The 19,169-nt window shown below is 66.6% G+C and carries 29 protein-coding genes and 1 pseudogene; all 30 read left to right on the top strand.

Features of this window, described 5'->3' with window-relative positions; genetic code table 11:
• Positions 1 to 13 precede the first annotated feature (13 nt).
• Positions 14 to 385: a 30S ribosomal protein S12 gene (gene rpsL, locus ABD832_RS07030; RefSeq protein ID WP_012887826.1), complete on the top strand. Its 372-nt coding sequence runs from the start codon at positions 14 to 16 to the stop codon at positions 383 to 385.
• Positions 386 to 387: 2 nt separating this feature from the next.
• Positions 388 to 858, top strand: a complete 471-nt coding sequence (rpsG, locus tag ABD832_RS07025) for a 30S ribosomal protein S7 (RefSeq protein WP_012887827.1) — start codon at positions 388 to 390, stop codon at positions 856 to 858.
• 87 nt (positions 859 to 945) lie between these two features.
• Entirely contained in the window at positions 946 to 2,994 is a 2,049-nt protein-coding gene (fusA, locus tag ABD832_RS07020) for an elongation factor G (RefSeq protein WP_413224031.1), read from the top strand.
• A gap of 197 nt (positions 2,995 to 3,191) precedes the next feature.
• Positions 3,192 to 4,385 carry an elongation factor Tu gene (gene tuf / locus ABD832_RS07015; RefSeq protein WP_344890047.1) on the top strand — a complete coding sequence of 398 codons (1,194 nt, stop codon included), beginning with the start codon at positions 3,192 to 3,194 and terminating at the stop codon, positions 4,383 to 4,385.
• A 334-nt stretch (positions 4,386 to 4,719) separates the two neighbouring features.
• The gene (gene rpsJ, locus ABD832_RS07010; RefSeq protein WP_030912931.1) at positions 4,720 to 5,028 is read left to right on the top strand and encodes a 30S ribosomal protein S10; all 309 of its coding nucleotides are present in this window, start codon (positions 4,720 to 4,722) and stop codon (positions 5,026 to 5,028) included.
• A gap of 14 nt (positions 5,029 to 5,042) precedes the next feature.
• Complete coding sequence (gene rplC / locus ABD832_RS07005) at positions 5,043 to 5,696, top strand: 50S ribosomal protein L3 (protein WP_344890044.1); 654 nt, start codon at positions 5,043 to 5,045, stop codon at positions 5,694 to 5,696.
• Positions 5,693 to 6,340 carry a 50S ribosomal protein L4 gene (rplD, locus tag ABD832_RS07000; protein ID WP_344890041.1) on the top strand — a complete coding sequence of 216 codons (648 nt, stop codon included), beginning with the start codon at positions 5,693 to 5,695 and terminating at the stop codon, positions 6,338 to 6,340. The genes rplC and rplD overlap by 4 nt, the downstream gene beginning before the upstream one ends.
• A complete protein-coding gene (gene rplW / locus ABD832_RS06995) occupies positions 6,340 to 6,642 on the top strand; it encodes a 50S ribosomal protein L23 (protein ID WP_030912923.1) in 303 nt (100 codons plus the stop codon). The genes rplD and rplW overlap by 1 nt, the downstream gene beginning before the upstream one ends.
• A gap of 91 nt (positions 6,643 to 6,733) precedes the next feature.
• Entirely contained in the window at positions 6,734 to 7,570 is an 837-nt protein-coding gene (gene rplB / locus ABD832_RS06990; RefSeq protein WP_344890038.1) for a 50S ribosomal protein L2, read from the top strand.
• Between the two features lie 11 nt (positions 7,571 to 7,581).
• Entirely contained in the window at positions 7,582 to 7,860 is a 279-nt protein-coding gene (gene rpsS, locus ABD832_RS06985) for a 30S ribosomal protein S19 (RefSeq protein WP_012887835.1), read from the top strand.
• 119 nt (positions 7,861 to 7,979) lie between these two features.
• Positions 7,980 to 8,333, top strand: coding sequence for a 50S ribosomal protein L22 (gene rplV, locus ABD832_RS06980; protein WP_344890035.1), 354 nt, complete (start codon positions 7,980 to 7,982; stop codon positions 8,331 to 8,333).
• Positions 8,333 to 9,232 carry a 30S ribosomal protein S3 gene (rpsC, locus tag ABD832_RS06975; RefSeq protein ID WP_344890032.1) on the top strand — a complete coding sequence of 300 codons (900 nt, stop codon included), beginning with the start codon at positions 8,333 to 8,335 and terminating at the stop codon, positions 9,230 to 9,232. Before rplV ends, rpsC begins: the two co-directional genes overlap by 1 nt.
• Before the next feature lie 2 nt (positions 9,233 to 9,234).
• On the top strand, positions 9,235 to 9,654 hold the full coding sequence (rplP, locus tag ABD832_RS06970) for a 50S ribosomal protein L16 (protein ID WP_184538242.1): 420 nt from the start codon (positions 9,235 to 9,237) through the stop codon (positions 9,652 to 9,654).
• The gene (gene rpmC / locus ABD832_RS06965; RefSeq protein WP_344890026.1) at positions 9,654 to 9,890 is read left to right on the top strand and encodes a 50S ribosomal protein L29; all 237 of its coding nucleotides are present in this window, start codon (positions 9,654 to 9,656) and stop codon (positions 9,888 to 9,890) included. The genes rplP and rpmC overlap by 1 nt, the downstream gene beginning before the upstream one ends.
• Complete coding sequence (rpsQ, locus tag ABD832_RS06960) at positions 9,883 to 10,182, top strand: 30S ribosomal protein S17 (RefSeq protein ID WP_344890024.1); 300 nt, start codon at positions 9,883 to 9,885, stop codon at positions 10,180 to 10,182. Before rpmC ends, rpsQ begins: the two co-directional genes overlap by 8 nt.
• Positions 10,183 to 10,361: 179 nt before the next feature.
• On the top strand, positions 10,362 to 10,730 hold the full coding sequence (gene rplN / locus ABD832_RS06955; protein WP_012887841.1) for a 50S ribosomal protein L14: 369 nt from the start codon (positions 10,362 to 10,364) through the stop codon (positions 10,728 to 10,730).
• Between the two features lie 8 nt (positions 10,731 to 10,738).
• Positions 10,739 to 11,026 (top strand): annotated as a pseudogene (gene rplX, locus ABD832_RS06950) (50S ribosomal protein L24); the annotation flags it as partial.
• Positions 11,027 to 11,130: 104 nt separating this feature from the next.
• Positions 11,131 to 11,709 (top strand): 50S ribosomal protein L5, encoded by a 579-nt coding sequence (rplE, locus tag ABD832_RS06945; protein WP_344890020.1) that lies wholly within the window; start codon positions 11,131 to 11,133, stop codon positions 11,707 to 11,709.
• Positions 11,710 to 11,711: 2 nt separating this feature from the next.
• Positions 11,712 to 11,897 (top strand): type Z 30S ribosomal protein S14, encoded by a 186-nt coding sequence (locus ABD832_RS06940; protein WP_012887844.1) that lies wholly within the window; start codon positions 11,712 to 11,714, stop codon positions 11,895 to 11,897.
• A gap of 144 nt (positions 11,898 to 12,041) precedes the next feature.
• On the top strand, positions 12,042 to 12,440 hold the full coding sequence (gene rpsH / locus ABD832_RS06935; protein WP_030912900.1) for a 30S ribosomal protein S8: 399 nt from the start codon (positions 12,042 to 12,044) through the stop codon (positions 12,438 to 12,440).
• A gap of 17 nt (positions 12,441 to 12,457) precedes the next feature.
• Positions 12,458 to 13,000 carry a 50S ribosomal protein L6 gene (rplF, locus tag ABD832_RS06930; RefSeq protein ID WP_344890017.1) on the top strand — a complete coding sequence of 181 codons (543 nt, stop codon included), beginning with the start codon at positions 12,458 to 12,460 and terminating at the stop codon, positions 12,998 to 13,000.
• 2 nt (positions 13,001 to 13,002) lie between these two features.
• Entirely contained in the window at positions 13,003 to 13,386 is a 384-nt protein-coding gene (gene rplR / locus ABD832_RS06925; RefSeq protein ID WP_344890014.1) for a 50S ribosomal protein L18, read from the top strand.
• Positions 13,387 to 13,447: 61 nt separating this feature from the next.
• Positions 13,448 to 14,080 carry a 30S ribosomal protein S5 gene (gene rpsE / locus ABD832_RS06920; protein WP_344890012.1) on the top strand — a complete coding sequence of 211 codons (633 nt, stop codon included), beginning with the start codon at positions 13,448 to 13,450 and terminating at the stop codon, positions 14,078 to 14,080.
• 1 nt (position 14,081) lies between these two features.
• The gene (gene rpmD / locus ABD832_RS06915; RefSeq protein WP_012887849.1) at positions 14,082 to 14,264 is read left to right on the top strand and encodes a 50S ribosomal protein L30; all 183 of its coding nucleotides are present in this window, start codon (positions 14,082 to 14,084) and stop codon (positions 14,262 to 14,264) included.
• Between the two features lie 2 nt (positions 14,265 to 14,266).
• Positions 14,267 to 14,722 carry a 50S ribosomal protein L15 gene (rplO, locus tag ABD832_RS06910; RefSeq protein ID WP_344890009.1) on the top strand — a complete coding sequence of 152 codons (456 nt, stop codon included), beginning with the start codon at positions 14,267 to 14,269 and terminating at the stop codon, positions 14,720 to 14,722.
• 180 nt (positions 14,723 to 14,902) lie between these two features.
• On the top strand, positions 14,903 to 16,222 hold the full coding sequence (gene secY / locus ABD832_RS06905) for a preprotein translocase subunit SecY (protein ID WP_344890006.1): 1,320 nt from the start codon (positions 14,903 to 14,905) through the stop codon (positions 16,220 to 16,222).
• Positions 16,222 to 16,872 carry an adenylate kinase gene (locus ABD832_RS06900; RefSeq protein ID WP_344890003.1) on the top strand — a complete coding sequence of 217 codons (651 nt, stop codon included), beginning with the start codon at positions 16,222 to 16,224 and terminating at the stop codon, positions 16,870 to 16,872. Before secY ends, ABD832_RS06900 begins: the two co-directional genes overlap by 1 nt.
• Positions 16,873 to 16,998: 126 nt before the next feature.
• Entirely contained in the window at positions 16,999 to 17,817 is an 819-nt protein-coding gene (gene map / locus ABD832_RS06895) for a type I methionyl aminopeptidase (RefSeq protein ID WP_344890001.1), read from the top strand.
• A gap of 32 nt (positions 17,818 to 17,849) precedes the next feature.
• Positions 17,850 to 18,302 carry a DUF1707 SHOCT-like domain-containing protein gene (locus tag ABD832_RS06890; RefSeq protein ID WP_344889998.1) on the top strand — a complete coding sequence of 151 codons (453 nt, stop codon included), beginning with the start codon at positions 17,850 to 17,852 and terminating at the stop codon, positions 18,300 to 18,302.
• 112 nt (positions 18,303 to 18,414) lie between these two features.
• Positions 18,415 to 18,897: a hypothetical protein gene (locus ABD832_RS06885; RefSeq protein ID WP_344889996.1), complete on the top strand. Its 483-nt coding sequence runs from the start codon at positions 18,415 to 18,417 to the stop codon at positions 18,895 to 18,897.
• Positions 18,898 to 19,169: the final 272 nt, after the last annotated feature.

Here is a 19,169-nt window from a genome sequence, read left to right as displayed (position 1 = left end):
GAACGGAGACGCGGTGCCCACGATTCAGCAGCTGGTCCGCAAGGGCCGCCAGGACAAGGTCACCAAGACCAAGACCCCGGCGCTCAAGGCCAGCCCTCAGCGACGCGGCACCTGCATGCGCGTTTACACCACGACCCCGAAGAAGCCGAACTCCGCCCTCCGCAAGGTGGCGCGTGTCCGGCTGACCAACGGCATCGAGGTCACGGCTTACATCCCCGGTGTCGGTCACAACCTCCAGGAGCACTCCATCGTGCTCGTCCGTGGTGGGCGTGTGAAGGACCTTCCGGGTGTTCGCTACAAGATCATCCGTGGTTCGCTCGACACCCAGGGTGTCCGCAACCGCAAGCAGGCCCGTAGCCGTTACGGCGCGAAGAAGGAGAAGTAGGAATGCCTCGCAAGGGTTCTCCTGGCCGTCGTCAGCTCATGGCCGACCCGGTTCACAACTCGCCCCTGGTCACCGCTCTGATCAACAAGGTGCTCCTGGACGGCAAGCGATCCATCGCCCAGTCCATCGTGTACGGCGCCCTCGAAGGCGCCAAGGAGAAGACCGGCAACGACCCGGTCGTCACCCTCAAGCGCGCGCTGGACAACGTCAAGCCCACTCTCGAGGTCCGCAGCCGCCGTGTCGGTGGCGCGACCTACCAGGTCCCGGTCGAGGTGCGCGCGGCGCGCAGCACCACCCTGGCCCTGCGCTGGCTGGTGCAGTACTCCCGCGCCCGCCGCGAGAAGACCATGACCGAGCGTCTGATGAACGAACTGCTCGACGCCAGCAACGGCCTCGGCGCAAGCGTCAAGAAGCGCGAGGACACCCACAAGATGGCCGAGTCCAACAAGGCCTTCGCCCACTACCGCTGGTAACAGCGGGTTCGACGAGACGACGAGGACGCGAGAGAAGTGGCCACCACGACCGCTCTTGACCTGGCCAAGGTCCGTAACATCGGGATCATGGCCCACATCGACGCGGGCAAGACCACGACGACCGAGCGCATCCTGTTCTACACCGGTATCAACTACAAGATCGGTGAGGTCCACGAGGGCGCAGCCACGATGGACTGGATGGAGCAGGAGCAGGAGCGTGGTATCACCATCACCTCCGCTGCCACGACCTGCGAATGGCTCGGCCACACGATCAACATCATCGACACGCCGGGCCACGTGGACTTCACGATCGAGGTGGAGCGCTCGCTCCGCGTCCTCGACGGTGCCGTCGCCGTGTTCGACGGCGTCGCCGGTGTCGAGCCGCAGTCCGAGACGGTCTGGCGTCAGGCCGACCGCTACGAAGTGCCCAGGATCTGCTTCGTCAACAAGATGGACCGGGTCGGCGCGGAGTTCCACCGCTGCGTCGACATGATGGTCAGCCGCCTGAACGCGACCCCCGCCGTCATCCAGCTTCCCTGGGGCGTCGAGGCCGACTTCAAGGGCGTCATCGACCTGGTCAAGATGAAGGGCCTGCTCTGGAGCGCCGAGGCGGCCAAGGGCGAGATGTACGAGACCGTGGACATCCCGGCGGAGCACGCCGAGGTCGCCCGCGAGTGGCGTGACAAGCTCGTCGAGACGGTCTCCGAGAACGACGACGAGCTGATGGAGCTCTTCCTGGAGGGCGTCGAGCCCACCGAGGAGCAGCTGGTCGCGGCCATCCGCCGCGCCACGCTGAAGAGCGTCATCAACCCGGTCCTGACCGGCACCGCGTTCAAGAACAAGGGCGTCCAGCCCCTGCTCGACGCGATCGTCGCCTACCTCCCCGCCCCGATCGACATCGCGGCCTTCAAGGGCCACGCGGTCGGCAAGGAGGAGGAGATCATCGAGCGTCACGCGGACGTCACCGAGCCCTTCTCCGCGCTCGCCTTCAAGATCATGAGCGACCAGCACCTGGGCCGTCTCACCTACATCCGCATCTACTCGGGCACGCTCGAGACCGGCACCGCCGTGGTCAACTCGGTGAAGGGCCGCAAGGAGCGGATCGGCAAGATCTACCAGATGCACGCCAACAAGCGCGAAGAGCGCCCGTCGGCGGTCGCCGGTCAGATCGTCGCCGTGATGGGCTTGAAGGACACCACCACCGGTGACACCCTGTCGGACCCGGCTCACCCCGTGGTCCTGGAGTCGATGAACTTCCCGGCGCCGGTCATCAGCGTCGCCATCGAGCCCAAGACCAAGGGTGACCAGGAGAAGCTGGGCACCGCGATCCAGCGGCTGGCCGAGGAGGACCCGTCCTTCCAGGTCCGTCGTGACGACGAGACCGGGCAGACGGTCATTTGGGGTATGGGCGAGCTCCACCTGGAGATCCTCGTCGACCGGATGCGCCGCGAGTTCAAGGTCGAGGCCAACATCGGCCGGCCTCAGGTGGCCTACCGGGAGACCATCCGCCGCAAGGTGGAGAAGGTCGACTACGTCCACAAGAAGCAGACCGGTGGTTCGGGCCAGTTCGCCAAGGTCATCATCGACATCGAGCCGCTGGGCGAGGGCAACGACGGCTACGAGTTCTCGAACAAGGTCTCCGGTGGCCGCATCCCGAGGGAGTACATCCCCTCGGTCGACGCGGGCGCCCAGGAGGCTGCCGAGTTCGGTGTCCTGGCCGGCTATCCCATGGTCGGGGTCAAGGTCACCCTGCAGGACGGTGCCTACCACGAGGTGGACTCGTCCGAAATGGCCTTCAAGATCGCCGGCTCGATGGCCTTCAAGGAGGCCGCGCGCAGGGCGGACGCCGTAATCCTGGAGCCGATGATGGCCGTCGAGGTCACCACGCCCGAGGACTACATGGGTGACGTCATCGGTGACCTCAACGGTCGCCGCGGGCAGATCCAGGCGATGGACGAGCGCTCCGGCGCTCGCATCATCAAGGCGCTCGTGCCGCTCTCCGAGATGTTCGGCTACGTGGGAGACCTCCGTAGCAAGACGCAGGGACGCGCGAGCTACAGCATGCAGTTCGACTCCTACGCGGAAGTGCCTGCGCACATCGCCAAGGAGATCGTCGCGAAGGTGCGGGGCGAATAAGTCCGGCATCCGTTCCGGGTGCGGGAGGCGAGGAGATCGCCGCCCCGCCACCGGAGGGGTGCGGGGCGGATAAGTCCGGTATCCGTTCCGATCCATGAGCGGGCTCGCCCGCTCATGGATCGGGGGATGCGGGGCGATTCGGTCCGGCATCCGTTTTTGAAGACGCAAGTCACGTCAGAATCTCTAAGGAGAGAGCAGTGGCCAAGGCCAAGTTCGAGCGGACCAAGCCGCACGTAAACATCGGCACCATTGGGCACATCGACCACGGCAAGACCACTCTGACCGCGGCGATCACCAAGGTGCTCCACGAGCGTTTCCCGAACCTCAACGAGGCGACCCCGTTCGACAAGATCGACAAGGCGCCCGAGGAGAAGGCTCGTGGTATCACGATCTCCATCGCGCACGTCGAGTACCAGACCGAGAAGCGCCACTACGCCCACGTGGACTGCCCCGGTCACGCCGACTACGTGAAGAACATGATCACCGGTGCGGCTCAGATGGACGGCGCGATCCTCGTGGTCGCCGCCACCGACGGTCCGATGCCGCAGACGAAGGAGCACGTCCTCCTGGCCCGCCAGGTCGGCGTCCCCTACATCGTCGTGGCCCTCAACAAGTCCGACATGGTGGACGACGAGGAGATCCTGGAGCTCGTCGAGCTCGAGGTCCGCGAGCTTCTCTCGGCCCAGGAGTTCCCCGGCGACGACCTGCCGGTCGTCCGCGTCTCGGCGCTGAAGGCGCTCGAGGGCGACTCCAAGTGGGGCGACTCGATCATCGAGCTCATGACCGCCGTGGACGAGAACGTCCCCGAGCCCACCCGTGAGACCGAGAAGCCGTTCCTGATGCCGATCGAGGACGTCTTCTCGATCACCGGCCGCGGCACCGTCGTGACCGGTCGTATCGAGCGCGGTGTCGTCAAGGTCAACGAGACCGTCGACATCATCGGCATCAAGGAGACCAAGACCACCACCACGGTCACCGGTGTCGAGATGTTCCGCAAGCTGCTCGACGAGGGCCAGGCGGGCGACAACGTCGGTCTGCTCCTCCGTGGCATCAAGCGCGAGGACGTCGAGCGCGGCCAGTGCATCATCAAGCCGGGCACGACCACCCCGCACACCGAGTTCGAGGCCCAGGTCTACATCCTGAGCAAGGACGAGGGCGGCCGCCACACCCCCTTCTTCAACAACTACCGCCCGCAGTTCTACTTCCGCACCACCGACGTGACCGGCGTGGTGAACCTCCCCGAGGGCACCGAGATGGTCATGCCGGGCGACAACACCGAGATGAACGTCCAGCTCATCCAGCCCATCGCGATGGAGGACGGTCTCAAGTTCGCCATCCGTGAGGGTGGCCGCACCGTCGGTGCGGGTCGAGTGACCAAGATTCTCAAGTAGGACGATCGCGGAGTGGCGGCCGGCCTCCGTACGGGACCGGCCGCCACACCACGAGGGGCCCGCGCCGCAGGGCGCGGACCCGGCAGGACCCACGAACCGTGATCTCGCAGTGGCTTCGGCCGGAAGATCTGCCGAAGTGACTGCCAGATCACGGAAGAAAGCGCGGACTCTCAGCGTCTGCTACGTGGGACACGTACGGAGAACGCCCCCGAGGGGGGACACGGGCTCCCGTACGAGGCGGAGGGGACGTCGCGAGGCGGACCCGCCCCACAGCACAGCGGCAACAGGCCGCACGTAACTTTTTCAGACGACAGCGAAGGACACCGAGGCCATTATGGCGGGACAGAAGATCCGCATTCGGCTCAAGGCCTATGACCACGAGGTCATCGACGTTTCGGCCAAGAAGATCGTCGAGACGGTGACACGGACTGGCGCCAAGGTCGCGGGCCCGGTGCCGCTGCCGACCGAGAAGAACGTGTACTGCGTCATCCGCTCGCCGCACAAGTACAAGGACAGCCGCGAGCACTTTGAGATGCGCACGCACAAGCGGCTCATTGACATCATCGACCCGACGCCGAAGACCGTCGACTCGCTCATGCGACTCGACCTTCCCGCCGGCGTCGACATCTCGATCAAGCTCTGAGGGAACGCACTGACATGGCTAAGCAGATCAAGGGCGTCCTGGGCAAGAAGCTCGGCATGACCCAGGTCTTCGACGCGGACAACCGGATGGTCCCGGTGACCGTCGTCGAGGCCGGTCCGTGCGTCGTGACCCGCGTCCGCACCCCCGAGAAGGACGGCTACTCCGCCGTTCAGCTGGGCTTCGGGCAGGTCGACCCACGGAAGGTCAACAAGCCGCTCGGCGACTACCTGCGCAAGCACGACATCACCCCGCGCCGTTACTTCGCGGAGATCCGCACCGACGACGCCGGTGACTACACCCTGGGCCAGGAGCTCTCGGCCGACACCTTCGAGGCCGGCCAGTTCGTCGACGTGACGGGCAAGAGCAAGGGCAAGGGCTTCGCCGGTGTCATGAAGCGCCACGGCTTCAAGGGCCTGGGCGCCTCCCACGGTACGCAGCGCAAGCACCGCTCGCCGGGTTCCATCGGTGGCTGCGCCACCCCGGGCCGCGTCTTCAAGGGCGTCCGCATGGCCGGCCGGATGGGCAACGTCCGCACGACCGTCCAGAGCCTCAAGGTTCACGCCATCGACGCCGAGAGGGGCCTCATCCTGATCAAGGGTGCGATCCCCGGCGCCAACGGCAGCCTGGTCCTGGTCCGCACCGCCACCAAGAAGGGGGCTGCCAAGTGAGCACCATTGACGTCCTCGACGTGAGCGGCGGCAAGGCCGGCACCGTCGACCTGCCGGAGGACATCTTCGGCACGAAGGTCAACATCCCGCTGATCCACCAGGTCGTCGTGGCCCAGCTCGCCGCTCGCCGGCAGGGCACCCACAAGGCCAAGACCCGCGGTGAGGTCCGGGGCGGCGGCAAGAAGCCGTACCGCCAGAAGGGCACCGGCCGCGCCCGTCAGGGCTCGACCCGCGCCCCGCAGTTCGCCGGCGGTGGCGTCGTCCACGGCCCGGTGCCGCGGGACTACTCGCAGAAGACTCCCAAGAAGATGAAGGCCGCCGCCCTGCGCGGTGCCCTGTCCGACCGGGCGACCGGTGGCCGCGTTCACGTGGTCAGCGGTCTGGTCGCGGGGGAGACCCCGGCGACCAAGGCGGCTCTCGAGTCACTTCGCAGGATCACCAAGGCCCGTAGCGTTCTCGTCGTCGTCGACGAGGGTGACGAGCTCACCTGGCTGAGCCTGCGCAACGCTCCCGAGGTCCACCTGCTGGACGCCGGGCAGCTCAACACCTACGACGTGCTCTGCTACGACGACGTGGTCTTCACCCAGGCGGCCTACGACCAGATCGTGGCCCGCCTGAGCAAGAGCGGGAAGGAAGACGCCTGATGGAGAAGATCGCCGACCCGCGCGACATCATCATCAAGCCGGTGGTCTCCGAGAAGAGCTACGGCCTGATCGACGAGCACAACAAGTACACGTTCCTGGTGCGGAAGACGGCCAACAAGACGCAGGTCAAGATCGCCGTAGAGAAGATCTTCGGTGTCAAGGTGGCCAGCGTCAACACCATCAACCGCCAGGGCAAGCGCAAGCGGACCAGGTTCGGCTACGGCCAGCGCCCCGCCACCAAGCGGGCGATCGTGAGCCTGGTCGAGGGCGACCGGATCGACATCTTCGGTCAGATCGGCTGACGCGCTCGCTCAGTACGTACAGGGAGAAAGCCCCTCACCAGCCGGTGAGGGGCATTCGACCGGATTAACCGACGAAGGATGAACGAAAAAGATGGGCATCCGTAAACTCAAGCCGACGACCCCGGGTCGCCGCGGCGCCAGCGTCTCGGACTTTGCCGAGATCACGCGCAGCACGCCCGAGAAGTCGCTGCTTGCACCCTTGCACAGCAAGGGTGGCCGTAACGTCCACGGCCGAGTCACCACCCGTCACCAGGGCGGTGGCCACAAGCGCGCCTACCGGATCATCGATTTCCGGCGTCACGACAAGGACGGGATCCCGGCCAAGGTCGCTCACATCGAGTACGACCCGAACCGCACGTCCCGCATCGCGCTGCTGCACTACGCCGACGGGGAGAAGCGCTACATCCTCTGCCCGACCGGCCTGAAGCAGGGCGACAACATCGAGAACGGCCCCACGGCCGACATCAAGCCGGGCAACTGCCTCCCGCTGCGCAACATCCCGACGGGTACCTTCATCCACGCGGTGGAGCTCCGTCCGGGCGGTGGCGCCAAGCTGGGCCGGTCCGCCGGCGCGCAGATCCAGCTCCTGGCCAAGGAGGGACAGTACGCCACGCTGCGTATGCCCTCCGGCGAGATGCGCCAGGTCGACGTCCGCTGCAGGGCCGCCGTCGGCCAGGTCGGCAACGCCGAGCAGGCCAACATCAACTGGGGCAAGGCCGGACGCATGCGGTGGAAGGGCAAGCGCCCCACCGTCCGCGGTGTCGCGATGAACCCGGTCGACCACCCGCACGGTGGTGGTGAGGGTAAGACCTCCGGCGGTCGTCACCCCGTCAACCCCAAGGGCAAGCCCGAGGGTCGTACTCGTGCGGCGAACAAGGCCAGCGACCGGCTGATCATCCGCCGTCGTACCAAGCGGAAGAAGCGGTAGGAGCAGCCAAAATGCCACGTAGCCTCAAGAAGGGTCCCTTCGTGGACGACCACCTTCAGAAGAAGGTGGATGTCCAGAACGAGAAGGGCACCAAAAACGTCATCAAGACGTGGTCGCGGCGCTCCATGATCGTGCCCGACATGCTCGGTCACACGATCGCCGTTCACGACGGCCGCAAGCACGTCCCGGTGTTCGTCACCGAGTCGATGATCGGCCACAAGCTCGGCGAGTTCGCCCCGACGCGAACCTTCCGCAGCCACGTCAAGGAAGACCGCCGCAGCCGGCGATAAAGCGCCTCACAGGGAGGGCTCGTCCCGCCCGCAGACGGCCGGACGGCGAGAGCCGTACCGGTCACCACCGGGCGAGACGGACCCGACCGACACGAAGCAGAAGGTAAGAGGAGTAAGCGATGGAAGCCAGGGCTCAGGCGCGGTTCGCGCGCCACACGCCCATGAAGGCCCGCCGCGTGGTGGACCTCATTCGCGGGCTGCCCGCTTCGGAGGCGCAGGCCGTGCTGCAGTTCGCTCCCCAGTCGGCGAGCGAGACCGTGTACAAGGTGCTGTCCAGCGCCATTGCCAACGCGGAGCACAACTTCAAGCTCGACCGGGAGACGCTCTTCGTGAGCCGTGCCTGGGTCGACGAGGGCCCGACGCTGAAGCGGTTTCGTCCCCGCGCCCAGGGTCGCGCCTATCGGATCAACAAGCGGACCAGCCACATCACCGTGATCGTGGAGTCCCGCGAGCCGAAGGGGAGGACCCGCTAGTGGGTCAGAAGGTCAACCCGCACGGGTTCCGCCTCGGCATCACGACCGACTTCAAGAGCCGGTGGTACGCCGACAAGCTCTACAAGTCGTACGTGGCCGAAGACGTGGCGATCCGCCGCATGCTCAAAAAGGGCATGGAGCGGGCCGGCATCTCCAAGGTGGAGATCGAGCGGACCACCGACCGGGTACAGGTCGACATTCACACCGCCCGTCCGGGCATCGTCATCGGCCGCCGAGGCGCCGAGGCGGACCGGATCCGCGGTGACCTCGAGAAGCTGACCAAGAAGCAGGTCCAGCTGAACATCCTCGAGGTCAAGAACCCTGAGATCGACGCTCAGCTCGTCGCCCAGGGTGTGGCCGAGCAGCTGTCCAGCCGTGTCTCGTTCCGCCGTGCCATGCGCAAGGCGATGCAGTCGGCGATGAAGAGCGGCGCCAAGGGCATCCGGGTGCAGTGCTCGGGTCGTCTGGGCGGCGCCGAGATGTCCCGCTCGGAGTTCTACCGCGAGGGCCGCGTGCCCCTGCACACCCTCCGCGCGGACATCGACTACGGCCTGTACGAGGCCCGCACCACCTTCGGCCGCATCGGCGTGAAGGTGTGGATCTACAAGGGTGAGGCCCCGACCAGCCGCGCCGAGCGCGAGGCGGCCGCCGCCGGTGCCCGCGCCGGCGGCCAGCGCCGTGACCGCGACGACCGTCGTGGCCCCGGTGCCGGTGGCGGCGACCGTCCCCGTCGTGGTGGCGGCGGCGCCGGTGGCGCCCGTCGTGGCGGCGGTGCCGGTGGCGCCGGTGCCGGTCGTGGTGACCGCGCCGCGGCTCCGTCCGCACCCAGGAACGAGGCGGCCTCGCAGGCCGCCCCCGAGACCGGCCCGGCTGCGCAGCCGGGTGCTGAAGGGAGCTGACCATGCTGATCCCGCGCAGGGTCAAGCACCGCAAGCAGCACCGGCCCGACCGTCACGGCGCCGCCAAGGGCGGCACCAGGGTCGTGTTCGGCGAGTTCGGCATTCAGGCGCTTGAGCACTCCTACGTGACCAACCGCCAGATCGAGTCGGCTCGTATCGCGATGACCCGTCACATCAAGCGTGGCGGAAAGGTCTGGATCAACATCTACCCGGACCGTCCCCTCACCAAGAAGCCGGCCGAGACCCGCATGGGTTCCGGTAAGGGTTCGCCGGAGTGGTGGATCGCCAACGTCAAGCCCGGCCGCATCATGTTCGAGCTGTCCGGTGTCGCCGAGCCGGTGGCTCGCGAGGCCCTGCGGCGCGCCATGCACAAGCTGCCGATGAAGTGCCGGTTCGTCAAGCGTGAAGTGGGTGAGGCGTGATGGCTAAGGGCCTGACCGCTGGTGAGCTGCGGGTGGAGGACCAGGACACGCTGGTCACGAAGCTGAAGGAAGCCAAGGAGGAGCTGTTCAACCTCCGCTTCCAGGCCGCGACCGGCCAGTTGGAGAGCCACGGGCGGCTGCGTGCCGTTCGCCGCGAGATCGCCCGTATCTACACCGTGATGCGCGAGCGGGAGCTCAAAATCGTCACGGTAGAGAAGGAGTCGATCGATGGCTGAGGCCGTGGAGACCACCGAGAGCACCGAGAGCACGACCAAGGCGCGGAACTACCGCAAGACCCGCGAGGGCCTGGTCGTCAGTGACAAGATGGACAAGACCGTCGTGGTCGCCGTCGAGGACCGCGTCAAGCACCCCCTGTACGGCAAGGTCATCCGCAGGACGACCAAGTACAAGGCGCACGACGAGGCCAACGACTGCGGCGTCGGCGACCGCGTTCTCCTGATGGAGACCCGGCCGCTGTCGGCCAGCAAGCGCTGGCGCGTCATCGAGATCCTCGAAAAGGCCAAGTAGGCCACACGCCTCGTGGGGGGTGACGGGTGTCACCCCCCACGACGGCGTCCAAGGGGGCGAAGCGATCTTCGCCCCGCCTCGGCCGCGGTCCGTCAGGGCTGTGGTCGCAGGACAAAGACCCAGCAGGTTCCGCAAGGCTCACCCGAGGGTGAGAACCGGCGAGACAAACAGGAGTTCAAGTGATCCAGCAGGAGTCGCGGCTCAAGGTCGCCGACAACACCGGTGCGAAGGAAGTCCTTTGCATCCGGGTGCTCGGCGGCTCGGGCCGGCGCTACGCGGGAATCGGCGACATCATCGTCGCCACGGTCAAGGACGCCATCCCGGGCGGCACCGTGAAGAAGGGCGATGTGGTCAAGGCCGTCATCGTCCGTACTGTCAAGGAGCGCCGCCGGCCCGACGGCTCCTACATCCGCTTCGACGAGAACGCCGCCGTCATCATCAAGGACAGCGGCGACCCGCGGGGCACTCGCATCTTCGGTCCCGTCGGACGCGAGCTGCGTGACAAGAAGTTCATGCGGATCATCTCGCTCGCGCCGGAGGTGTTGTAATGCCGAAGCTGCACGTGAAAAAGGGTGACCTGGTACTGGTCATCGCCGGCAAGGACAAGGGCGCCAAGGGCCGCGTGATCGCCGCCCACCCGCGTGACGAGCGCGTGGTGGTCGAGGGCGTCAACATGGTCACCAAGCACACCAAGGAGACCAACCAGGGTCCGCGCGGCGCCAAGAGCGGCGGCGTGCAGACGATGGAGGCTCCCATCCACGTGAGCAACGTCAAGAAGCTCAAGGATGACGCCAAGCCCGCCAAGGCCACCAAGGACGACGACACGTCCACCAAGGCCACCAAGGACGACACGTCCGCCAAGGCCGAGGCCAAGCCCGCCAAGGACGACAAGCCCGCCAAGAAGGAGACGGCCGAGGCCGCCTCCGACGAGACGGGTGGGGACAAGTGATGACCGCGAACACCACCGAGACCGAGCAGCGGGCCCTTCCGCGCCTCAAGCAGCGCTACCGCGAAGAGATCATCGCGAAGCTGAACGAGGACTTCGGGTTCGAGAACATCATGCTGGTGCCCACGATCACCAAGATCAAGGTGAACATGGGCGTCGGCGAGGCCGCGCGCGACTCGAAGCTGATCGAAGGCGCCGTCCGCGACCTCACCGTGATCACCGGCCAGAAGCCGGCGGTCGTCCGCGCCCGCAAGTCCATCGCGCAGTTCAAACTGCGCGAGGGCATGCCGATCGGCGCGCACGTCACGCTCCGCGGTGACCGCATGTGGGAGTTCCTCGACCGGCTGCTCTCGCTGGCGCTGCCCCGTATCCGTGACTTCCGGGGCCTGTCGCCCAAGCAGTTCGACGGTAACGGGAACTACACCTTCGGTCTCACCGAGCAGGTCATGTTCCACGAGATCGACCAGGACAAGGTCGACCGTCAGCGGGGCATGGACATCACGGTCGTGACCACCGCTAAGACCGACGACCAGGGCCGGGCGCTGCTGAAGCACCTCGGATTCCCCTTCAAGGAGGCCTGATCATGGCGAAGACGTCGCTCAAGGTCAAGGCTGCTCGCAAGGCCAAGTTCGAGGTCCGGGCCTACACCCGCTGCTCGCGCTGTGGCCGTCCCCGCGCCGTCTACCGGAAGTTCGGCCTGTGCCGCATCTGCTTCCGCGAGATGGCGCACCGGGGCGAGCTGCCCGGCATCACCAAGTCGAGCTGGTAGCCCTCCGCGCGGTCCCGTGACCCCACGGGTCCGCGCGGTCTCCGGCCCCGCATAGAATCTCGATACTCACCGGGCGCTGATCGAAGCGCCCATGACCGCACCGTAGGTCCCCTGTGGAAACCGCGGTGAGGAAGGCCACCGGCCATGACGATGACCGACCCGATCGCAGACATGCTGACGCGTCTGCGAAACGCGAACTCGGCGTACCACGACAGCGTGGCGATGCCGTACTCGAAGATCAAGGCGCACATCGCCGAGATCCTCCAGCAGGAGGGATACATCCAGGCCTGGACCGTCGAAGACGCCAAGGTCGGGAAGAACCTCGTGGTGGAGCTCAAGTTCGGGCCGAGCCGTGAGCGGTCGCTCGCGGGCCTGCGCCGGGTTTCCAAGCCCGGCCTGCGGGTCTATGCAAAGAAGGACAACCTGCCCCGAGTCCTGGGCGGACTGGGCGTCGCGATCATCTCGACGTCCGGCGGTCTCATGACGGACAAGCAGGCCGGCAAGCGTGGAGTGGGCGGGGAAGTCCTCGCCTTCGTTTGGTAGAGGGGAGAACGAACAGCATGTCAAGAATCGGACGGCTGCCCATCCCCGTACCGAACGGAGTGGACGTCGCCATCGACGGCCGGGACGTCACGGTCAAGGGTCCTAAGGGCACACTTTCACACACGGTCGCGGAGCCCATCGCGATCGCCAAGGGCGACGACGGGAACCTCTCCGTCACCCGCCCCAACGACGAGAACAAGGTCCGTGCGCTGCACGGCCTGTCCCGCACCCTGGTCGCCAACATGGTGACCGGTGTGACCCAGGGGTACTCCAAGACCCTGGAGATCGTCGGCGTCGGTTACCGCGTCCAGGCCAAGAGCCCGACTCAGCTCGAGTTCGCTCTCGGTTTCAGTCACCCGGTGATCATCGACGCCCCCGAGGGCGTCACCTTCCGCGTCGAGCGGCCGACCCTGTTCCACGTGGACGGCATCGACAAGCAGAAGGTCGGCGAGATCGCCGCGAACATCCGCAAGTTGCGCAAGCCCGACCCGTACAAGGGCAAGGGCGTGCGTTACCAGGGTGAAGTTATCCGCCGCAAGGTCGGAAAGGCTGGTAAGTAGGCATGGCTGGCAAGACTGCGTTCGGCAAGCACACGGCCGCCCGCGCCGTCTCGCGGGCCCGCCGCCACGGCCGAGTCCGCAAGAAGGTGGTCGGCACGGCCACGCGTCCGCGTCTGGTCGTCAACCGCTCCACGAGGCACCTCTTCGTGCAGATCGTCGACGACGCCCAGGGCCACACGCTGGTGAGCGCGTCCACCATGGACTCCTCGCTGCGTTCGGCGGACGGCGCCAAGACCGACAAGGCCAAGCAGGTCGGCGAGCTTCTCGCTCAGCGGGCCAAGGCGGCCGGGATCACCGCGGTCGTGTTCGACCGGGGTGGCAACCGCTACGCGGGCCGTATCGCGGCGCTCGCGGAGAGCGCCCGCGAAGGCGGACTGGAGTTCTGATGACTCCTTTCCGAGGACCGCAACCGATGGCCCGTCTTACGAATGAGAAGAGGAACCACTAATGGCTGGAGCTCCGCGTCGCGGTGGCGCCGCCGGTGGCGAGCGGCGTGACGGTCGTCGTGACGACCGCCGCGGTGGCAACGCTGACAAGGGCGTCTCGTACATCGAGCGCGTCGTGAAGATCAACCGAGTGGCCAAGGTCGTGAAGGGTGGTCGTCGCTTCAGCTTCACCGCCCTCGTCATCGTCGGTGACGGCAACGGCATGGTCGGCGTCGGCTACGGCAAGGCCAAGGAGGTGCCCGCGGCGATCGCCAAGGGTGTCGAAGAGGCCAAGAAGAACTTCTTCAGGGTGCCCCGGATCCAGGGCACCATCCCGCACATCGTGCAGGGCGAAGAGGCCGCGGGCGTCGTCTTCCTGCGTCCGGCCTCGCCCGGTACCGGCGTCATCGCCGGTGGCCCGGTGCGCGCCGTGCTGGAGTGCGCCGGCATCCACGACGTGCTGTCCAAGTCGCTCGGCTCGGACAACCCGATCAACATCGTGCACGCCACCGTGGCGGCTCTGAAGGGCCTCAGCAGGCCCGAGGAGATCGCCGCCCGCCGTGGCCTGCCGATCGAGGACGTCGCGCCCAAGGCGATGCTCAAGGCTCGCGCCGAGGGTCTCGCCGAGGCCGCGGCCGCGAAGGCGGTGAGCTGACATGGCACGCCTGAAGATCACCCAGGTCCGCTCGAAGATCGGTGGCAAGCAGAACCAGCGTGACTCGCTGCGCTCGCTCGGTCTGAAGCGAATCGGTGACGTCGTCGTCAAGGAGGACCGCCCGGAGATCCGCGGCATGGTCACCGTGGTGACGCACCTCGTCACCGTGGAAGAGGTCGACTAGACATGGCAGAGAACACTCCGCTCCGCATCCACCACCTGCGTCCGGCTCCCGGCGCCAACAAGTCCAAGGTCCGCAAGGGCCGTGGCGAGGCGTCCAAGGGCAAGACCTCGGGTCGTGGTACCAAGGGCACGAGGGCCAGGAACAAGGTTCCCCTGGGCTTCGAAGGTGGCCAGGTCCCGCTGCAGCGGCGCCTGCCCAAGATGAAGGGCTTCTCCAACGCCCTTTTCAAGACGACCTACCAGGTCGTCAACCTCGACCGGCTCGGTGAGCTGTTCCCCGACGGTGGCGACGTCACCGTGGAGACGCTCGTCGCCAAGGGCGCGGTCCGCAAGAACCAGCTCGTCAAGGTTCTGGGAACCGGTGAGCTGTCCGTGGCGTTGAACGTGGAGGCGCACGCGTTCTCCTCGGCCGCCAAGGACAAGATCGCCGCTGCCGGGGGCTCCGTCTCCGAGCTGTAGGTGTCATCATCACGTGGCGCGGGGGCTCAGCAATGGGCTCCCGCGCCCGTAGTGCGTTAGAGTTCGCTGGACAGTGGGCCTCGACTCATTTCCTCGGGCTCATTGACTGGATATGGCAAAGATGGAACACCCCCGCACCATCGCTGACCGACCTCGCCTTTCAGGCGCGCAGGAGGGACCGTGCTGACCGCATTTACCCGAGCGTTCCGTACGCCGGACCTGCGTAAGAAGTTGCTCTTCACCTTGGGCATCATCGCGCTGTTCCGACTTGGATCGGTTCTGCCGACCCCGGGTGTGCATACCGAGAACATCAGCCGTTGTCTCACCCAGGCGCAAGCGGGGGACGCGGGCAACATCTACGGAATGGTGCAGCTGTTCAGCGGCGGCGCGCTTCTGAAACTTTCAGTCTTCGCCCTGGGCATCATGCCCTACATCACCGCGAGCATCATTCTTCAGCTGCTCGTCGTGGTGATTCCGAGGCTGGAGGCCCTTCGGAAGGAGGGCCAGGCCGGGCAGACCAAGATCACGCAGTACACCCGTTACCTGACGGTCGGGCTGGCCGTTCTCCAGTCGACCGCCTTCGTGGCGCTGGCGCGCAGCGGGCAGCTGTTCCCGCAGTGCCGCGAGGAGATCCTGCTCGACAAGGACAACGTCTTCGCCATCGTCACGATGGTGCTGACCATGACCGCCGGCACCGCCGTGGTCATGTGGCTGGGTGAGCTGATCACCGACCGCGGCATCGGCAACGGCATGTCGATCCTGATCTTCACGCAGGTCATCGCGGTCTTCCCGTCCGAGCTGATGAACATCGCCCGCCAGAAGGGTGCCTTCGTCTTCGCCGTGGTCATCGTCGTCGGTATCGCGATGATCGCCCTGGTCGTGATGGTCGAGCAGGCCCAGCGCCGCATCCCGGTGCAGTACGCCAAGCGCATGGTCGGCCGCCGGATGTACGGGGGGACCTCCACCTACATCCCGCTCAAGGTCAACCAGGCCGGCATCATCCCGGTCATCTTCGCCTCGTCACTGCTGTACCTGCCGCAGCTGATCACGACGCTCTTCACGAACACCCAGTCGGAGCCCCACCCGATCATCCAGTGGATCTCCCAGGAGTTCGGCGGCGGCGGCACCACCCCGACGTACATGATCACGTTCTTCCTGCTGATCGTCTTCTTCACGTACTTCTATGTGTCGATCACCTTCAACCCCGTTGAGGTCGCCGACAACATGAAGAAGTACGGTGGGTTCATCCCGGGCATCCGCCCGGGGCGCCCGACGGCTGAGTACTTGAACTTCGTGCTCACGCGACTCACCGCTCCCGGCGCGCTGTATCTGGGCCTGATCTCCATGGTGCCGATCGTCGCGCTGGCGCTCGTCGGCGCGAGTCAGAACTTCCCGTTCGGAGGGACGAGCATTCTGATCATGGTTGGTGTCGGCCTTGACACCGTGAAGCAGATCGAGAGCCAGCTGCAGCAGCGCAACTATGAAGGCTTCCTGAAGTAGTGCGCCTCGTCCTGGTCGGGCCCCCCGGAGCGGGTAAGGGGACACAGGCCCAGTTCGTCGCATCGAACCTGTCGATCCCGAAGATTTCGACAGGTGACATCTTCCGCGCCAACGTCTCGGGCGGCACGGAGCTCGGCAAGCTTGCCAAGGAATACATGGACCGCGGCGACCTCGTGCCCGACGAGGTCACCATCGCGATGGTCCGCGACCGTCTCGCCGAGAAGGACGCGCAGGACGGTTTCCTGCTCGACGGCTTCCCCAGGAACGTGCCCCAGGCCGAGATCCTGAAGAAGATCCTCGCCGAGTTCGGAGCCGGGCTGGACCTCGTCCTGGAGCTCGTGGTCGACGACGAGGAGGTCGTGCGCAGGCTGGCGGGCCGCCGTACCTGCAGCCAGTGCGGCCGTATCTGGCACGTCGACTTCGACGACAAGAAGGACGACGTCTGCGACGCCTGCAACGGGAAGCTCTACCAGCGCGACGACGACAAGGAGGAGACCGTCAGGCACCGCCTGGAGGTCTACCAGGAGCAGACCGCCCCCCTGGTCTCCTTCTACGCCGACGAGGGCATCCTGGTCGGCGTGGACGCCACCGGTCCGGTGGAGGAGGTCACCCGGCGCGCGATGGAGGCCCTGAGCCCCTACGCCGGCTGACGACGCGGTCATATACGCCCTGTACGCCACCCATGGGTTCCCATGGGTGGCGTACTGCCATTTAGGGCAGAATCGGGGGAATTGGCGTCCCGGTCCGTCCGTTGAGTCACCCCAGGGGGTGTGCAGGTGTTCAAGAAGAACAAGCACGGAATCCAGATCAAGACGCCCGAGCAGCTCGACAAGATGCGGGCGGCCGGCCTGGTGGTCGGCCGCACCCTGAGCCTGCTGCGCGAAAGCGTCCAGCCCGGCATGACGCCCCTGGACCTCGACGCCATCGCCGAGAAGGCCATCCGCGACGAGGGGGCGATCCCCTCGTTCAAGGGCTACCAGGGTTTCCCCGCGACGATCTGCGCCTCGGTCAACGACGAGGTCGTGCACGGCATCCCGAGTGATCGCCGCAAGCTGCGCGAGGGCGACATCATCTCGATCGACTGCGGCGCCATCCTGGACGGCTGGCACGGCGACTCGGCCGTGACCGTGCCGGTCGGCGAGGTGGCCCCCGAGCTGACCGAGCTCATGCGGGTCACCGAGGAGGCCATGTGGCGGGGCATCGCCGCGCTCACCGTGGGCCGTCACCTCTCCGACATCGGCCACGAGGTGGAGCGGTACGTCCGCTCCCAGGGGCGCTACGGCATCCCGCAGGAGTACGGCGGGCACGGCATCGGCACCGAGATGCACATGGACCCGTGGGTGGCCAACCACGGCAGGCCTGGCCGCGGGCCGAAGTTCGAGCCGGGAATGTGCTTCGCGGTCGAACCCATGGTCAACCTGGGGACGGACCGGACCAAGGTGCTGGCCGACGACTGGACCGTGGTCACGGTGGACGGGAAGATGTCCGCGCACTTCGAGCACAGCGTCGCCGTGACACATAATGGTCCTTGGGTACTGACCGCGCTTGACGGGGGTGAAGAGCGGCTTGCCAACCTGTTGGGAGACGCGGGCTAGTTCGGGCCCGGTGCTGAGTGGATGTGGTTGACATGCCGTCCGGTCCTGAGATGCGGGCCTCCGACGGGGACCGCGACAAGGTCGCCTCGGTCCTGCGGGAGCACTACGCCCAGGGGCGTCTGACCACCGAGGAGTTCGACGAGCGCCTGGAACAGCTCTACACCAGCAAGACCTACGGGGAGCTGGCCACGCTGACCTACGACCTCCCCGACGTCGACATGCGCAGCCTCCCCGAGACCCCTTCCAGGGCCCCGCAGCGTGCCACCGGGGCCGCGGGGGCGTCGGCGGCGGACAAGGGCCTGAGGGCCGCCTGGGCCGTCTGGGCGACGGCCAGCGGCGTCAACTGGATCATCTGGCTGATCGTCGGCGTGACCTCCGGGCTCGACTTCCCTTACCCCTGGCCACTGTGGGTGATGGGTCCCTGGGGTGTGGTGTTGCTGGTGTCCACGCTCGCCTCCGCCGCGGGACAGTCGAAAAAGCCGTAATAGTGCACTCTGCGGCTTGAGTGTGCATTCCTCCGCAGAAGGGGACGACGAATCTTCCTAACGTGAGCGGTGTCCGAACGGCAGGACCCCCGCTCCACAGGAGGAAGAAACCATGAGCATGATCCGTACCGCTCTCGTCGGTGCCGCGCTGGCCGGTTCGCTGGCCGCGGGTGTGGCCGCCGCCCCGGCGTCGATGGCCTCCGCCGCCCCCGCCTCGACGGCCTCGGCCGCCGTGGTCCAGGAGGCCCAGGCGTCGAGCAAGCACTTCTTCGGCCCGTACTACTCCGGCTTCGGCCGGGGCGAGAGCTTCGGCAAGCGCTCCTACTTCAAGGGCTACTGGACCAAGGACAGCGGCCGCTACTGGTTCTACGGCGACCTGTTCGACCGTGACCGCGACCGCGACCGCAGCTACGTGTGGTTCAAGTGGCACGACCGCTTCGGCTCACACACCAAGGTCTTCAAGACCTCCGGCCGCTCGCACTTCGACCGCTTCGGCGGCTTCAGGAAGAGCAACGGCTTCGACGACTTCAAGATCCGGGTCTGCGAGGGCGACAACAAGTTCGACGACTGCGGCCGCTGGGGCGACGCCTTCTGAGAAGGTGACCCGCCCACGACGGGCCCCCGCCACGGCGAGGGGGACCTTGCGTCCAGGAGCCGATCGCGAGGAGCCCCCCGGTGGCCTGCCACCGGGGGGCTCCTCGCGTGGGAGGCGCCGGGAGGGTCAAGGAGGTCCGGGAGGGCCGGGAGGCATGGGGGCGCCGGGGCCGGTGCCGCGGCGTGGGAACGGCTCCCCGCATCCGTGAAGGAGGGCCCGGGTGCTGGCCTGACCAGGCCGGACGTGTCACAATGAGGGCGCGGGTACACGTG

The organism is Streptosporangium longisporum (assembly GCF_039534895.1).
Taxonomy (GTDB): Bacteria; Actinomycetota; Actinomycetes; order Streptosporangiales; family Streptosporangiaceae; genus Streptosporangium; species Streptosporangium longisporum.
This window is presented reverse-complemented; position numbering and strand designations above follow the sequence as displayed.

Coding starts and splice junctions, on each gene's coding strand:
- rpsE (WP_344890012.1), top strand. CDS start 13,448: ATGGCTGGAGCTCCGCGTCGCGGTGGCGCCGCCGGTGGCGAGCGGCGT.
- rpmD (WP_012887849.1), top strand. CDS start 14,082: ATGGCACGCCTGAAGATCACCCAGGTCCGCTCGAAGATCGGTGGCAAG.
- rplE (WP_344890020.1), top strand. CDS start 11,131: ATGACCGCGAACACCACCGAGACCGAGCAGCGGGCCCTTCCGCGCCTC.
- ABD832_RS06885 (WP_344889996.1), top strand. CDS start 18,415: ATGAGCATGATCCGTACCGCTCTCGTCGGTGCCGCGCTGGCCGGTTCG.
- rpsQ (WP_344890024.1), top strand. CDS start 9,883: ATGGCTGAGGCCGTGGAGACCACCGAGAGCACCGAGAGCACGACCAAG.
- rpsG (WP_012887827.1), top strand. CDS start 388: ATGCCTCGCAAGGGTTCTCCTGGCCGTCGTCAGCTCATGGCCGACCCG.
- rpmC (WP_344890026.1), top strand. CDS start 9,654: ATGGCTAAGGGCCTGACCGCTGGTGAGCTGCGGGTGGAGGACCAGGAC.
- rplO (WP_344890009.1), top strand. CDS start 14,267: ATGGCAGAGAACACTCCGCTCCGCATCCACCACCTGCGTCCGGCTCCC.
- ABD832_RS06890 (WP_344889998.1), top strand. CDS start 17,850: ATGCCGTCCGGTCCTGAGATGCGGGCCTCCGACGGGGACCGCGACAAG.
- rplW (WP_030912923.1), top strand. CDS start 6,340: ATGGAGAAGATCGCCGACCCGCGCGACATCATCATCAAGCCGGTGGTC.
- rplF (WP_344890017.1), top strand. CDS start 12,458: ATGTCAAGAATCGGACGGCTGCCCATCCCCGTACCGAACGGAGTGGAC.
- rplR (WP_344890014.1), top strand. CDS start 13,003: ATGGCTGGCAAGACTGCGTTCGGCAAGCACACGGCCGCCCGCGCCGTC.
- ABD832_RS06940 (WP_012887844.1), top strand. CDS start 11,712: ATGGCGAAGACGTCGCTCAAGGTCAAGGCTGCTCGCAAGGCCAAGTTC.
- rplV (WP_344890035.1), top strand. CDS start 7,980: ATGGAAGCCAGGGCTCAGGCGCGGTTCGCGCGCCACACGCCCATGAAG.
- rpsS (WP_012887835.1), top strand. CDS start 7,582: ATGCCACGTAGCCTCAAGAAGGGTCCCTTCGTGGACGACCACCTTCAG.
- rplP (WP_184538242.1), top strand. CDS start 9,235: ATGCTGATCCCGCGCAGGGTCAAGCACCGCAAGCAGCACCGGCCCGAC.
- fusA (WP_413224031.1), top strand. CDS start 946: ATGGCCCACATCGACGCGGGCAAGACCACGACGACCGAGCGCATCCTG.
- rpsJ (WP_030912931.1), top strand. CDS start 4,720: ATGGCGGGACAGAAGATCCGCATTCGGCTCAAGGCCTATGACCACGAG.
- rpsH (WP_030912900.1), top strand. CDS start 12,042: ATGACGATGACCGACCCGATCGCAGACATGCTGACGCGTCTGCGAAAC.
- rplC (WP_344890044.1), top strand. CDS start 5,043: ATGGCTAAGCAGATCAAGGGCGTCCTGGGCAAGAAGCTCGGCATGACC.
- rplB (WP_344890038.1), top strand. CDS start 6,734: ATGGGCATCCGTAAACTCAAGCCGACGACCCCGGGTCGCCGCGGCGCC.